This is a genomic window from Proteus columbae (assembly GCF_002777965.1).
Lineage (GTDB): Bacteria > Pseudomonadota > Gammaproteobacteria > Enterobacterales > Enterobacteriaceae > Proteus > Proteus columbae.
On sequence record NZ_NGVR01000027.1, the window covers coordinates 1 to 13,590 of the forward strand.

At 38.2% G+C, this 13,590-nt stretch carries 18 protein-coding genes; 16 read left to right on the forward strand and 2 right to left on the reverse strand.

Going from position 1 to position 13,590, the window contains the following annotated elements; translation table 11 throughout:
• The 7 genes from CBE70_RS18535 to CBE70_RS13985 all read left to right on the forward strand — a co-directional run.
• On the forward strand, window positions 1-874 hold an 874-nt coding region (locus tag CBE70_RS18535; protein WP_232797400.1), incomplete at its 5' end, for a hypothetical protein.
• A gap of 21 nt (window positions 875-895) precedes the next feature.
• On the forward strand, window positions 896-1,702 hold the full coding sequence (locus CBE70_RS13965; RefSeq protein ID WP_100159805.1) for a KilA-N domain-containing protein: 807 nt from the start codon (window positions 896-898) through the stop codon (window positions 1,700-1,702).
• Window positions 1,699-2,724 carry a DUF968 domain-containing protein gene (locus CBE70_RS13970; RefSeq protein WP_087803544.1) on the forward strand — a complete coding sequence of 342 codons (1,026 nt, stop codon included), beginning with the start codon at window positions 1,699-1,701 and terminating at the stop codon, window positions 2,722-2,724. The genes CBE70_RS13965 and CBE70_RS13970 overlap by 4 nt, the downstream gene beginning before the upstream one ends.
• 27 nt (window positions 2,725-2,751) lie before the next feature.
• Window positions 2,752-3,150, forward strand: a complete 399-nt coding sequence (locus tag CBE70_RS13975; RefSeq protein ID WP_004244725.1) for an antiterminator Q family protein — start codon at window positions 2,752-2,754, stop codon at window positions 3,148-3,150.
• A gap of 340 nt (window positions 3,151-3,490) precedes the next feature.
• Window positions 3,491-3,703 carry a transcription antiterminator/RNA stability regulator CspE gene (cspE, locus tag CBE70_RS13980; RefSeq protein ID WP_004244726.1) on the forward strand — a complete coding sequence of 71 codons (213 nt, stop codon included), beginning with the start codon at window positions 3,491-3,493 and terminating at the stop codon, window positions 3,701-3,703.
• A 7-nt stretch (window positions 3,704-3,710) separates the two neighbouring features.
• Window positions 3,711-3,851, forward strand: a complete 141-nt coding sequence (gene ymcF / locus CBE70_RS18775; protein WP_419894627.1) for a cold shock small protein YmcF — start codon at window positions 3,711-3,713, stop codon at window positions 3,849-3,851.
• Between the two features lie 183 nt (window positions 3,852-4,034).
• Window positions 4,035-4,493: an Hsp20 family protein gene (locus tag CBE70_RS13985; RefSeq protein ID WP_100159806.1), complete on the forward strand. Its 459-nt coding sequence runs from the start codon at window positions 4,035-4,037 to the stop codon at window positions 4,491-4,493.
• Between the two features lie 186 nt (window positions 4,494-4,679).
• On the opposite strand, the gene CBE70_RS13990 is transcribed toward CBE70_RS13985, so the two are convergent.
• Window positions 4,680-5,834 (reverse strand): UvrD-helicase domain-containing protein, encoded by a 1,155-nt coding sequence (locus CBE70_RS13990; RefSeq protein ID WP_100159807.1) that lies wholly within the window; start codon window positions 5,832-5,834, stop codon window positions 4,680-4,682.
• Window positions 5,827-7,485, reverse strand: a complete 1,659-nt coding sequence (locus tag CBE70_RS13995) for an ATP-dependent nuclease (RefSeq protein ID WP_100159808.1) — start codon at window positions 7,483-7,485, stop codon at window positions 5,827-5,829. Before CBE70_RS13995 ends, CBE70_RS13990 begins: the two co-directional genes overlap by 8 nt.
• Window positions 7,486-8,282: 797 nt before the next feature.
• On the opposite strand from CBE70_RS13995, the gene cspE (CBE70_RS14000) reads away from it, so the two are divergent.
• The 9 genes from cspE (CBE70_RS14000) to CBE70_RS14035 all read left to right on the forward strand — a co-directional run bounded on the left by cspE (CBE70_RS14000) (window position 8,283) and on the right by CBE70_RS14035 (window position 13,015).
• Window positions 8,283-8,495, forward strand: coding sequence for a transcription antiterminator/RNA stability regulator CspE (gene cspE / locus CBE70_RS14000; RefSeq protein ID WP_041701226.1), 213 nt, complete (start codon window positions 8,283-8,285; stop codon window positions 8,493-8,495).
• Window positions 8,496-8,502: 7 nt separating this feature from the next.
• Entirely contained in the window at window positions 8,503-8,643 is a 141-nt protein-coding gene (gene ymcF / locus CBE70_RS18780; RefSeq protein ID WP_419775829.1) for a cold shock small protein YmcF, read from the forward strand.
• A gap of 499 nt (window positions 8,644-9,142) precedes the next feature.
• Window positions 9,143-9,550 (forward strand): phosphate-starvation-inducible protein PsiE, encoded by a 408-nt coding sequence (gene psiE / locus CBE70_RS14005; protein ID WP_098943670.1) that lies wholly within the window; start codon window positions 9,143-9,145, stop codon window positions 9,548-9,550.
• Between the two features lie 100 nt (window positions 9,551-9,650).
• Window positions 9,651-10,646, forward strand: coding sequence for a YbgA family protein (locus tag CBE70_RS14010; RefSeq protein ID WP_099073714.1), 996 nt, complete (start codon window positions 9,651-9,653; stop codon window positions 10,644-10,646).
• A 24-nt stretch (window positions 10,647-10,670) separates the two neighbouring features.
• Complete coding sequence (locus CBE70_RS14015; protein ID WP_100159809.1) at window positions 10,671-11,180, forward strand: lipocalin family protein; 510 nt, start codon at window positions 10,671-10,673, stop codon at window positions 11,178-11,180.
• Between the two features lie 497 nt (window positions 11,181-11,677).
• The gene (locus CBE70_RS14025; protein ID WP_408634019.1) at window positions 11,678-11,941 is read left to right on the forward strand and encodes a phage holin family protein; all 264 of its coding nucleotides are present in this window, start codon (window positions 11,678-11,680) and stop codon (window positions 11,939-11,941) included.
• Complete coding sequence (locus tag CBE70_RS14030; RefSeq protein ID WP_100159812.1) at window positions 11,941-12,411, forward strand: lysozyme; 471 nt, start codon at window positions 11,941-11,943, stop codon at window positions 12,409-12,411. Before CBE70_RS14025 ends, CBE70_RS14030 begins: the two co-directional genes overlap by 1 nt.
• The gene (locus CBE70_RS18390; RefSeq protein WP_162837602.1) at window positions 12,393-12,551 is read left to right on the forward strand and encodes a hypothetical protein; all 159 of its coding nucleotides are present in this window, start codon (window positions 12,393-12,395) and stop codon (window positions 12,549-12,551) included. The genes CBE70_RS14030 and CBE70_RS18390 overlap by 19 nt, the downstream gene beginning before the upstream one ends.
• Window positions 12,552-12,553: 2 nt before the next feature.
• Window positions 12,554-13,015 carry a lysis protein gene (locus CBE70_RS14035; RefSeq protein ID WP_100159813.1) on the forward strand — a complete coding sequence of 154 codons (462 nt, stop codon included), beginning with the start codon at window positions 12,554-12,556 and terminating at the stop codon, window positions 13,013-13,015.
• Window positions 13,016-13,590: the final 575 nt, after the last annotated feature.

A 13,590-nucleotide genomic window follows, 5' to 3' on the forward strand; every position in this document is an offset into this window, starting at 1 on the left:
AGAAAAAGAAGGGTGGTTAACCAGCGAAAAGCGCAGAAAAGGCAATCGTAACGCAAGCAATATTTACCAGCTGAATGTAGAAAAACTATACCAATCAGCAAAGAAAGCGCTTTCTCAACCAACAAAATCTGACGTGTCAAAACCTGATGCATCAGGAGTTGACCCATCAAAATTTGTTGCATCAAATTCTGTTCCCTCAAAATTGAGCAAAAATAGGGATTTTGACCCGCCAGCTCCTGAGGGCGATCCATCAGTAACTTCAAAATATGATCCATCAATAAATTATTCTTCGTCGCAGAATTTTGACGCATTCAGCGACCAGCCCAAAAATGATTTTTTAACTCGTTATCCTGAAGCTGTGATTTACAGCGCCAATTTTCAAAAATGGGGCTCCGCTGACGATTTGAAGTGCGCTAAATGGCTATTCAGTCGTAAATGCGAAGTGTTTCAAGAGATGGGATTAAAAATGCCTAAAGAGCCAAATTTCACTGATTGGGCTAATGATATTCGCTTAATGACAACGATTGATGGGCATACTCACAAAGAAATTTGCCAGTTCTATAAACGAATTACGCAAGATGATTTTTGGAAAAAGAATGTTCAGTGTCCTCGTACACTCAGGGCTCAATGGGATGATTTAACCTTACGTTTGGCGGGTAAGAAAAAAATCACAATCGATTCCGTAGAGCGTGATGAAACATTCCGGCTCATCTGGGGTACGGGTTGGAAACCTAAAAATAAAATCCAAGAATTAGCGGCTATTCAGGCAAAGAAAAATGGTCTAGGTCGAATGAATGAGGTTGCAGGTTTAGCTGCGTGGCGAGGTATTTGGCAACAAGTCGCGGAACAAGTTGCTCAGGAAGTTTTGCTATAAGCGAGAATGGAGAAAAATAACATGAATGGACTAATTGTTATTGATGGTGTTCAAATTCGTCGAGATATCGCGGGGCGCTATTGTTTAAATGACCTTCATCGAGTCTCAGGTGGTGAAAAACGGCATCAACCATCGAATTGGAGTGCTTTGACTCAAACTAAAGAGTTGATTGATGAAATTTCAACCGCTCCTGAGATCACAGGAGCGGTTCCCATTGTGACCATTGTTGGTGGGCTTAACCAAGGAACGTATGTTTGCAAAGAATTAGTGTATGCCTATGCAATGTGGATAAGCCCATCATTTCATTTAAAAGTGATCCGTACTTTTGATGCATTGATAACACAGCAACACGGCGAAAAGTTAGCCGATAAAGTTCAAGCAGGGGTTATATTGCTTGAATCGATGGCAAAGAGCCTAAATTTCTCAAACTCTTCGAAATTAGGGGCGTATCAAAAATTACAAGCCATGGCAGGCTTACCCGAATTAGCCCCTGTGTATGCGATTGATGCACCAAGCGGATCAATGGATGGTTCAAGTCGTCCAACAGTAGCTTTATCAACACTGATTAGAAAACATCAATTACCTATTTCAGCCCAGCAAGCTTATAAACGGTTGGCTGATCTCGGCATTGTTGAACGTTTATCTCGCCCAAGTACGAAAACCGCAAACAAAATGAAAGAGTTTTGGTCTGTGACTGCGCGGGGCTACCAGTTTGGGAAGAACATGACCAGCCCTAATAATCCTCGTGAAACCCAACCCCATTTCTTTGAAAGTAAAACGGATGAATTGATCCGTATGGTGATGCTGAATAAACAGGTGAGTGCATGAAATTATTATTAACACCCTATATTCAGCCCGATCTTGGAGTTGTTTTATTGAAGCCTGAAGCGGAGTTGCTTGAGCAACTTAAACAACATTCTCGCGTGATTATTAGTGATGTACCAAAGAGTTTAGATAAATGGCCTTCTGGTGCATTAACAGGGAATGAACAGCCATTATTGAATAACAAGGACATTATTAGCTTTTTGAATAATGAAAAAGTGATCCAAGCTATGGGCGGGTTGGCATCGATGAATATGTGGATAGGCAGGAATATCCATTGCTGCCAGATTAACGATAAGCATGACAGTTATCATCATCAGGAATTAACAACCACATGGCATAAAGACGGTGTTATACGAACCTGTTGGTATCATGATAATCATATTCGTAATTCATCAGCTGAGTGGGTTGCTGAGTTGGCTCATAAAAATCGTATTGCTTGGATGGTAGACACTATTCGTAGTCATTTGAGATTAGATGATAGCCATTCGCTGACGATACCTGATTTTTTTGCTTTTGCCGTGATGCATAAACTGGTTAATGAATTACCTGATGCCATATTGCGCCGTATCCTAAATTGGCCTGATAAACCTAAAGAGCGCAGGGTGCATGGCGGTTTTCCTGAAGCTGATATTGTTCCCAATGAAGTAACAGCGCTATCAGCAATGAATGCGCGTTTAGATGCTATAAAACCCGTTATTAATATGACTGTCGATCCTGAACCTCCAGCTTCATTTCTTCTTAAACCTAAAATGCGTCGTTGGGAGAATTCCCAATGGCTTCAATGGGTAAAAACACAGCCTTGTTGTGTTTGCGGACAACAAGCTGATGATCCACATCATATTATCGGCCATGGTATGGGAGGCATGGGAACGAAAGCTCATGATTTATTCACTATTCCATTATGTCGGCAACATCATGATGAGTTGCATCGTGATCCGAAATTGTGGGAAGCCAATTATGGTAACCAAATCGAATTGTTATTTTCTTTTTTAAACCGTTCATTAGGAATGGGGGCATTGGTTTAACGTGTATACGGCACGGGGAGTATTAGTATGAGAGATATGCAGGAAGTTTTATCGCGTTGGGGTGCGTGGTCAGCTAATGAGGGAAATAGTATCGATTACTCATCAATTGCCGCCGGTTTTAAAGGATTAATTCCAAGCTCAAGACGAAGCCGAGAGCAATGCTCAGATGATGATGGCTTAAAAATCAATAAAGCGGTATTACATTTAAAGGTAAATAATAGTTACTTGTTTCAGTTGGTTATTATGTACTATGTGAAGAATTATCCTTTGCGTTCAATGGCTTCAAAACTCGGTATTTCTCATAATGAAGTGGCTAAGCGATTGCAGACAGCGGAGGGATTTATTGAAGGGTGTTTATCGGTTGATAACGTAAAATTAGATATGGATAAAATAATTAGAAAACACCGCATTTACAGTCTTGCGTAATTACAAAACACAATATATTGTGTTAATGATGGTTTTGATGTTACACCTCTTATCAATTAAAAACCTCGTGAGTATAGCGGGGTTGTATTTTTTATAGGTCTACTTAAGCTGATTTATAGTTAAAAAATAAAGTTTGCTATCTGAATTTTTCTATGGCTTAATAGCGTCACTGGTTTGGAAGTACAGACCTATTTATGTTAGTAAGTTTAAAGTTGTTCCCGTTTAGCGTTATCCTCGATACCTCTTCATTGTGAATTCCTTCTAATTAATTCCCATAAGTAAAAATACAAAACAAACCGCCTATGCCTTATGGCAAATTAAATAAATTAAAGGAAATTCTATGTCTAATACAATGACTGGTACAGTAAAATGGTTCGATGAAGGTAAAGGTTTTGGTTTTATTACTCCAGCTGATGGCAGCAAAGATGTCTTCGTACATTTCTCTGCAATCCAAAGTGATAGTTTCAAAACATTAGCGGAAGGCCAACAAGTTTCATTCACCATGGAAAATGGTATGAAAGGCCCAGCAGCAGGCAACGTGGTGGCTCTCTAAAGGCGCTATTACTATTCGCCTCTATTTTAAATGCCCTTGTTGTAGCAGTTCACAATATAGAACATCACAATTTGATGTCACAGTGAACAATCCACACGGCGCAAAATGTATCTTTTGCAAAAGTGTGATGACAGCTCAAATGAGTTGAGCATTAAATAGTTGAATATACAAAACCTCGCTTCGGCGGGGTTTTTTGCTATCTACAATCCCATGTTGGTTAAAGATAAAAAATTTAGATTTTAGGGCTTGAAAAATACTTGCTCGTTCATATTTATATTTTGGGTAAATAAGAGACCGCCCATAATTCACTAAATACTGAAGGAGGAGTTATATGCCTAACATTAAACCTTTTTCATTATTCCCAACATTATCTGATAACTTACTTTCAAACCGTTTTGATCAGATAGATCGCCTGTTTAGTCAGTTAACAGGCAGTAAGCCTATTGCATCACCTGTACAGACTTATAACCTGAAACAGATTGATGATAACCATTATGAACTGACGGTGAGTGTGCCAGGATATCAAGAAAATGACTTATCGGTTTCATTAAATGGTAGTCGTTTATTGATTGAAGGGAAAAAAGAAGAAAAATCAGAAGAAGACAATGATAAATGGATCCACCGAGGCATATCTCAAGGGCAATTTACGTTGCAGTTTGACCTCGGTAAGAATGTTAAAATAGAAAAAGCGGATTTATCAAGTGGGCTTCTGACCATTGCTATTGAGTATGAGTTACCGGAAGAAGAAAAACGGCAAACAATAGCGATAGAAAATAAAGATAAAAAATAATTGGGTTAGGTAACGTGAATAAGATTAAGGCTACGCATAATGTGTAGCCTTAATTGTTTTTGTGAGGGGTTTAAATTTCACTAATTCAAAGTTGAGTTCACAAGGTTTGTAAGTCGAACATAATTAGAGTGGACAGTCTGGTTTGAGCGAAAAGCGGAAGTTAAATGGTTAGACGTTAGCATCGACTTACAGAGGTCTAACCCAATGCGGCAGCTTTATATTTGTAAGATGCTCTTCCTCAACGACAAACGCCAGGCTGTAACGAGCCCGGGTAATGGCCACGTACAGCTTGTTTCTAGATTCCTCCGTTTTATCTCTATCGAACACGCCAAGGTCGCCCCCCAGATACTTGAGATGTTTCTCCGGTGAAATAATTAGTATGCGGTCAAAACCGAGACCTTTACAGGAGCCGAAGGTGTGACAGGTGAGACTTGGTGGCAAATAGCCTTTTCCCATGAGCGATGACCATCGCAAAACTTGAGGTTTGAATATATCGAGATAATCGTTCACCTGAGATGGTTTTATGAGAAAACAGCCGTAGTGATGGGCCATTTCTGCAGGAACTTCTCCCACCTCTGATTGCGTTTGTTCATAAATACCGGGATGAATGGTATCCGCGAGATCGCAGATTTCCTGAATACATCTGCGATTCTTCGCCAGCGAGAACAGACTAAAATTGAGGTCTTTGAAGTATTGAATCTTTTGCTCAGGTGTTTCCGGTGCCTTGTGGCCGAACGTGGTCGTGTAAATAGTTTGACGAAAATCGCCTACACAGCAAATAGAGTTATGCATTGCCTTACTGAGTGCTTTGATAACGTCAAAATCCCATCCAACCAAATCCTGAACCTCATCAAAAAAGATCCTCTGATAAATCTCTTTCAATCTGCTAGCGGGGGCATTCTTTGTTGAAGCGGAGATTCTTGTTGCCAGCTTCGCCAGCAGTCCTGTGTAAGCTTTGGTTTTGCACGGCGTCAGATAATGAAGAGGATTCAGCACCCCATTAATTTTTTCCCCTCTTTTGGGATGCCATTTCCTCGTACCAGGTATCAGGTGAGGGTTATGCTCGGTGAACATTGTAGAAGTGATTCGATCTGGAAACATGGCCGTTTGATAAGGTCTCACTAAGTCTTCTAGGTAAAATGAAAACAGGCCTTTCACAACAAAATCATCGCTGTGTTTGCCGTACAATTCCACAAAGCGAGAACGGAGCTCTGCCTGGTTGTTCATGGTGTAGGTGACGACCAATACGCGTCCGCCCGCCTTTATGACTTCAATGGCATCCTCAATGACTTTTTGGGTTTTTCCTGATCCTGCACCGGCAATCCAGAATTCATTAGGCAAAGTCGAACACCTCATCGAGGAAAGGTGGATACCTGAAATTCAGAGTGCAATCGAACAGCTTGATAGCTGAATCGACCTTGCGAGCGCCCTTACCGTTTCCCTGGACGCTTCGAAACCAGTCGATCAGAAAGTCGCGTCGCTTATCTAAGTCGACTACTTTATCGTAGAGGTTAAACGTCTGTGTCGATAACACCACTTTGGCGAAAGCGTCCAGCGTAACCAAGTCGGTTGCATTGGCATATATCATCGCGGGTTCAAGCGAAAACTCCTCATTTTTGGCAGAGGAGATAAGTTTGATATTGGGATAGGCTGCATAATCGGTACGCACTTTCACGACGTTTTCTTCATAGTCGCCATCGTTATCTCTGAGGACGTTTATCCGGGTACCAATTTCCATACCTACGGAGATGAACGTATCAAACCCGACTCCGCGCACGACGATGATATCAATACCATCCTGCTCGGGCAGGCGGTTGTGCTTGCGGTGGTAAATCTTCTTGAGTACTAACTCGTCTGACGGTCCCTCGACAAGGATGACTTTGTGCGACAGTGCCACGCGCAATGTGTCATAGCCCGGTAAGCGCTTTAAGGTTTTGACCACTGCAGGGGCAAGCTTATGCAGACGTTTGTATCCCGACTGAACCAGGCAGATTTTATCAATGCTCAGCTTGTTGAGCACATACGAGCTGTGAGTGGTAAGGAAGAGTTGTTTGTCACCCCGCTGATTTTCAATGTAGTGAATCAGCTTATTGAGGTTAGTGTGAGAAAGGTGATTTTCTGGCTCCTCCATCATCACCAAATCGATATCCTTCGATTTGTTCTGAATCGCGAGCTTAATCTGCACATTACTCTGCTCACCCTTGCCAATGAACTGGAAAGGGACATCATCTACTTCAAGTTGAAGGCTGGTCTGAATAGATCCCGCTGGTAAAGTGCTTGCGGCAATGGACAGCTTTTTTTCTGTGATCAAGTGGTCCGTATCCAAACCGGTGTTGACTGTCCTGACCTCACCTGAGTTGTTAAAAACCTGCTGATTCTCACGATAATTGAGGGTCAGCTTAACCAGCTCCTCTTTCTTTAAAGCGGTATTAAGTATGGTAGAGATATACTGATTCTTACCTAGAGTGGGGTGGATACGAGTTGGGTCGATGTATAACGCCCTGAATTTCTTCGCTACGGCTTTAACAGGATTCCACCCGAAATCCAGCCATTCCAGCTTGTAGAATTCGATCGGGATACTCGTAATGTGCGGGTTTGTCAGTAAGTGTTCGGCGTAAACATCCTTTAGCGTGTCATCAAAACGCACCAGCACAGTGATACCTTGAGCATCGGCTTTAAGGAAATTATTTGTACCCCGGTATTCAGGCACTCCCTCAATGAATGCCTCTATTGCCAAGACAGGCAAGTGCATGGCCGATTTATCAGAAGCCAAAAAAAGCTGCACTGCATCCTTATTAAAAATGTCTGGCGTAAACTCGCTGTTGAAGGGACGGCCCCGATAGCTGTAATTCAGTACGATTTCTAGGGCTTCCAGAATAGTACTTTTACCGGCGTTGTTATCACCTACAAAGATATTTACGTCATCGTTGAATTCAAAATGTTCATCTTTGAATTTCTTGAAATTGGTAAGCTTAATCGATTTAACCCGCACTCTAAGTCCCTCAAGATACTGTCAAATGATACCTCTTAAAGATATTAACTCACCGATATACCTGTGTCCACATGCAGGCTCGTTGTCCCCTTAAATCCTGCAGGCACTGAAGTGGTGGTCGACATAAATAGGCCAAGATATGAGAGCTGTTCTTGGACAACTTAAAGTCTGCTTTTGGCACTGTGCGGACTATCTGATTAGATTTAGCCTCAAATCATAGTAATATTAGATCGAATCTGATCATATACATCTAAATTATAGGTATGAAAGAATTTCTCAACACAAAATAAAAAAATGCCGATACGCTAGGAGTCATATCGGCATATAAAATAAACGCAAGAAGCAATGTAAGTCATGTCGTACTAATTCGTATCAAACCTGTCAATTTGATACATATGTAATGATAATTATTCTCATTATTATATTCAACCCTAAATTAAATAAGGTTACTTTGTAGCCTTTTCGTTTACGCCGACCACAGAATCAATACCCACTTATAGCGTTCACACAAGAGCTGTGAGTCGGCACCTTTTAATAGGGTTTCATTCTTGATAGCACACACAAGTGCTTTTATTGCAAAAATAAAGTTTGCTATCTGAATTTTTCTATGGCTTAATAACGTCACTGGTTTGGAAGTACAGGCCTATTTATGTTAGTCAGTTTAAAGTTGTTCACCGTTTAGCGTTATCCTCGATACCACTTCATTGCGAATTCCTTCTAATTAATTCCCATAAGTAAAAATAAAAAACAAACCCTCATATGCCTTATGGCAAATTAAATAAATTAAAGGAAATTCTATGTCTAATACAATGACTGGTTCAGTAAAATGGTTTAACGATGATAAAGGTTTTGGTTTCATCACTCCTAAAGATGGAAGTAAAGATGTATTTGTACATTACTCTGCAATTCAGAGTGATGACTTCAAATCTCTGATGGAAGGCCAAGAAGTTTCATTTACCATTGAAAATGGTATGAAAGGCCCAGCAGCAGGCAACGTGGTGGCTCTCTAAAGGCGCTATTACTATTCGCCTCTATTTTAAATGCCCTTGTTGTAGCGGTTCACAATATAGAACATCACAATTTGATGTTACAGTGAACAATCCACACGGCGCAAAATGTATTTTTTGTAAGACTGTGATGGCTGCTCAAATGAGTTAAGCGTTAAATAGTTGAATATATAGAACCTCGCTTTGGCGAGGTTTTTTTGTTGCTTAAATTTAAATATGATCCCTTTATATTTTAAAACGTACATATTCATTAGTGTGTGGTAAACTTAGGAAAGTAAACATACCTCATTGCTATCAACAGCAAACCTTGCATTTGCAAGTTTTTATCGAAAATAGATGCGGTATCTAAAGGAATGACTTCCTAAGGAGATGCCTATGAATTGGTCTGCGCTATTACACCGAATCCCCGCTTTTTTACGGAATGTAATTATCATTGCTTTATTGCTCTTAGTTGCATTTGTGATAGTTCGTTGGTTCAGGTAAATTCATTCCGCCATTAGCTTAACTGGGAGAGTATTTAGTTTTATTTAAACTAAAAGTCGAGGTTCGATACCTTGATGGGGCCTAATTAAATATAAAGCTTCTCATCTATTTTTTATTTTAATCTATAGAAAACTTGATATTAGGAGCATAAACTCTTAGGAGTTATTATGACAGGACTAAATCAAACAAAAGTAATTAGTCGAGTTTTACAATGGATTAGTAGTGTTGGCCTGATATTGCTTGCAATTATTTTAATAATTTTTTTAGTTAAAGAAACTATTATCCTTGCTAATTTATTGTTTACAGTTAGTGATCCAGTTTCAATTTATTTATTAGTTGATGGACTTATCATTTACTTTCTTTATTTTGAATTTATTGCATTAATTATTAAATATTTTCAGTCGAATTATCACTTTCCATTGCAATATTTTATTTATATTGCAATAACTGCGGTAATTAGGTTAATTGTTGTTGAACATAAAAATCCTCAGTTACTTATTGTTTACTCAGGAACGATACTGCTACTTGTTATTGCATTATATATTTCTAGTGCTGAAAGATTGAAACCTAATTAAAATTATAAAAGTAGTAAAAAAAGCATAATCTTACTAATATGAATACAGTTATGATTTACTATAATCAGATTATATGAAAGTTTCATATGAGGTAGTAAGAATGTTTAACTCTGTTACAGATATTCACAAAAATAATTTTGTTGGTAAAAAAATTATTGTAGGGATTAGCACTTGTTTATTAGGGAATAATGTTAGGTTTGATGGTGGTCATAAGCGCTTTCATCTTGCCGTAGATGAACTATCTGATTATTTTGAATATCAATCGGCTTGTCCTGAGATGGCTATTGGTTTACCTACACCAAGACCCGCACTAAGATTAGTTAAATCAAATTCAGGAGAAATTGCATTAAAATTTAGTAACGGGAGTGAAGGTGATTTAACTGAAAAGATGAATCGGTATTCTGTTGAGTATTTAGAGAAATTTAATCAGTTTAGTGGGTATATTGTTTGTGCAAAATCACCAAGTTGTGGATTAGAGCGTGTTCGTGTATATGATCCTATTGGTAATGGTAATCGGAAAGCAGGGACGGGTATTTTTACAGAAAATCTGAAAAAAATGATGCCTTGGTTACCAATAGAGGAAGATGGACGATTGAATGATCCTCATATAAGAGAAAATTTTGTTATACGTGTATTTGCACTGGATGAGTTGAATGAATTGAGAATGAACGCATTTACTCGTCAGTCTTTAATCGATTTCCATACAAGATATAAACTGCTCTTATTGGCTCATTCACAACCTCTTTATAGAGAGTTAGGTCGCTTTGTTGCTAATAATAAAGAATGGCATTCATTGGAAGCTTTTTTTGATGAATATCGAAATAGATTTATGACATTATTACAGCACCAAGCAACACGACGTAATCATACCAATGTTCTTATGCATATACAGGGGTATTTTAAGCGCTATTTAACACCAAATCAGCGACAAGCATTAAGTCAATTGATTTTAGAATACCGTCAAGGAATACAGCCTTTATTAGCACCTTTAACATTAATTAATCATTATCTATCCGAGTATCCTGATAATTATTTGAGCAAACAGAGATATTTTCATCCTTATCCTCAATCCTTAAGATTACGTTATGGATTATAATAAACTTATTGATAGGAGAAAAATATGATACGTTCTTTTGTCACTTTTTTAAGTTCATTTATTCTTACTGGATGCAATGTTATTCCTCCGAGTGACATTAAGCCTGTTAATAATTTTGATCTATCACGTTATCTTGGGCAGTGGTATGAGGTAGCTAGAATAGATAATCGTTTTGAAAAAGGCTTAACGAAAGTTACCGCAAATTATTCATTACGAGATGATGGTGGTGTTAAGGTTATTAATCGAGGTTGGAGTCAAAATAAACATCGCTGGAAAGAAAGTATCGGTAAGGCTTATTTTGTTGATTCATCTAATAAAGGTGCATTAAAAGTATCATTTTTTGGTCCATTCTATGGTGGATATAATATCATCAAATTGGATAAGAATTATCAATATTCTTTGGTTGTAGGGCCAGATAAAGATTATTTATGGATATTATCACGTACACCGACCATGCCATCAAATTTGTTGAATGAATATATTAATTTTGCAACATCATATGGATTTGATAGTAACAGGATCATAATATTTTAACAAAAGGTATATAGTTGAATTTAAATACTATCTAATTTGATGGTATTTAATTTAATTATGATTTGAAAATGCCTATTCATATTATCCATTATAATAACACTGGTAATGATTATTTACACCTAAGAGCATGGGGATTTATGAGTTAGTGTTATCCAGGCTAGTCGTTTTGTTTTTATTGGTGAATAAAATGTGCACTTTTCTGATTTTTTATTTATATCGTTCTCGATTTGAGTTTTTTGTTTAACTAACTGATTTTTATCATTATTAGTTATTATAATGAAAGTAATTATAAAAAATAAAGAAATAAGAAATAAAATAATATATCGCACTTGATTACTCCGTTTCATAAATATTATTTATTATTTTATGAATAAATTTATAAATATGTACAGTAATAAATAAGAATTACTATATTTTTATAAATCATCTCGAAAATCTCTTAATAATTTCTCTTTATATTAATCATTAATGGGCACTCCGTAGGGGTGTATATGTGTATGGAAAAATTAATCAATGTTACTTATGGAACAGCGGGCTTAACGGCATTTTTTGCCAGCCTCTCATTATATGAATGGGGATTTGTTATCGGGATGGCGTTTAGCATGCTTCTTGGTTTAGCTACTTATTTTATGACTCGTCGAGAGCAACGAAAACGCACTCAATTATTTGAAGAGCTTGTTCGTCATGTTGACCCACAAAACCCAACCGAAACGTTAAAAAGGCTTGCTGAATTAATGGTGAAAGCGCCAAAGGATATTTAATGTCTCTCAAACAGAAAATAGCGGCGCTAACAACTGCGGGAGCAACAGCAATCGCGTTAGTTGTCATTGCCCATTTTGAAGGTGTGCGTTATGAACCTTATCGTGATGTGGCGGGTGTTCTAACAGTTTGTTATGGGCATACAGGCAAAGACATTATTCAGGGTAAGAGATACACACAACAAGAATGTGATGCGTTATTACAAAACGATTTTATTAAGACACAACAGCAAATCGATGCATTAATCAAAGTACCACTCGATGACTACACCAAAGCCGCTTTATATTCCTTTGCTTTTAATGTGGGAACAACCGCATTTGCTCGCTCAACATTACTCAAGAAATTAAATGCGGGTGATAGAGCGGGTGCCTGTGAAGAAATGAAACGTTGGGTTTATGCAGGAGGAAAGGTTTGGCGAGGGCTTGTCAGTCGTCGAGAGGCGGAGTCAGCACTATGTCATGGAAACCTTTAATCATCATTATCAGCTTTATCCTTGCATTACTCATTACAGTCGCTGGTGGCATTTATCTCTTGATTGATAACTCATGTACTAAAGACCAAGTGAGTTTAGAAAAACGCTGTCAGATTGCACTCTCATATCATCGGTACTAATCATGAAATACGGGAAACTCTATGCCATCATTGCGTTGGTAGGCATTATTGTGGGTAGTTATTGGGTGATTAACTGGCAAGCTAATAGGATTAATTCACTGACAGATATCAACAAAAAACTGGCCGTGGCTCTCGAAGAACAGAAGTCTATTAATACTGACTATCAAGCACGCATAATGCGATTAAATCAGTTGGATATTCAATATACGCAGGAGCTAGCGAATGCTAAGAATGAAATTAGTCGCTTGCGTGATATTAGCGAGCGTCATCCTGAGCGGGTGTACATCAAAGCCGAGTGTCCCAAAGTCAAAACCACTCCCGCCACCAGCTTGGCTTATGCAACCACCGCCCGACCTACTGACACCGCTATCCGAAATTATTGGTTACTCCGAGAACGAATTGCAGAGTCAGAGCTGATGATTAAAGGGTTGCAGGATTACATTAGAGTGGAGTGTGTGAACTAAAAAAAGCCCAGCATGGGTGCATGGGCAAACTAACTAAACACCAATCAGTAAGAGTATAGCGAGGTTGATTTTAGTTAGTATAGCCTAAGTAAGTATATATACCAGATTGATAATTCTGATTAACTTATTTCTTACCTAAATAAAAACGCAAGATAAAAATAACCCTGTGAGTTTGGGCTCCCACAGGGCTTTCACTAGTATGAGTGAAAACAATAGATTACCAATATCGACTAAACCAATCTGTTAATAATCAACGCTATTTTTTAGAAAATAATCCTCTTGTAATGATGTTTTAATGCGTTGCGTTGTCGCTGTTCTCATACATTAACGATGACATGTTCTCCTCACATTGAGTGTGTAAGAGAAATCAAAAACAACGAATACCACCGTTTTGTTATTTTTTGGTCATTATCAGCAACGTCAGCTGTAGGTAGAAGAAAAGGCGTGACGATGGAGAGACATCAATATATTTAATTCTACAAACGTCATTTATTTAGTGGTGTATATGGATAGCCATCAGTTAATCGCTGGTGGCTTTTTTATACGCATTTCATCGCTCATTCACAGAGCAATTC

What these genes read in the sequence shown, in the direction of transcription:
- CBE70_RS13965 (WP_100159805.1), top strand. Translation starts at nt 896, where the DNA reads ATGAATGGACTAATTGTTATTGATGGTGTTCAAATTCGTCGAGATATC.
- CBE70_RS13970 (WP_087803544.1), top strand. Translation starts at nt 1,699, where the DNA reads ATGAAATTATTATTAACACCCTATATTCAGCCCGATCTTGGAGTTGTT.
- CBE70_RS13975 (WP_004244725.1), top strand. Translation starts at nt 2,752, where the DNA reads ATGAGAGATATGCAGGAAGTTTTATCGCGTTGGGGTGCGTGGTCAGCT.
- cspE (WP_004244726.1), top strand. Translation starts at nt 3,491, where the DNA reads ATGTCTAATACAATGACTGGTACAGTAAAATGGTTCGATGAAGGTAAA.
- CBE70_RS13985 (WP_100159806.1), top strand. Translation starts at nt 4,035, where the DNA reads ATGCCTAACATTAAACCTTTTTCATTATTCCCAACATTATCTGATAAC.
- cspE (WP_041701226.1), top strand. Translation starts at nt 8,283, where the DNA reads ATGTCTAATACAATGACTGGTTCAGTAAAATGGTTTAACGATGATAAA.
- psiE (WP_098943670.1), top strand. Translation starts at nt 9,143, where the DNA reads ATGACAGGACTAAATCAAACAAAAGTAATTAGTCGAGTTTTACAATGG.
- CBE70_RS14010 (WP_099073714.1), top strand. Translation starts at nt 9,651, where the DNA reads ATGTTTAACTCTGTTACAGATATTCACAAAAATAATTTTGTTGGTAAA.
- CBE70_RS14015 (WP_100159809.1), top strand. Translation starts at nt 10,671, where the DNA reads ATGATACGTTCTTTTGTCACTTTTTTAAGTTCATTTATTCTTACTGGA.
- CBE70_RS14025 (WP_408634019.1), top strand. Translation starts at nt 11,678, where the DNA reads ATGGAAAAATTAATCAATGTTACTTATGGAACAGCGGGCTTAACGGCA.
- CBE70_RS14030 (WP_100159812.1), top strand. Translation starts at nt 11,941, where the DNA reads ATGTCTCTCAAACAGAAAATAGCGGCGCTAACAACTGCGGGAGCAACA.
- CBE70_RS18390 (WP_162837602.1), top strand. Translation starts at nt 12,393, where the DNA reads ATGTCATGGAAACCTTTAATCATCATTATCAGCTTTATCCTTGCATTA.
- CBE70_RS14035 (WP_100159813.1), top strand. Translation starts at nt 12,554, where the DNA reads ATGAAATACGGGAAACTCTATGCCATCATTGCGTTGGTAGGCATTATT.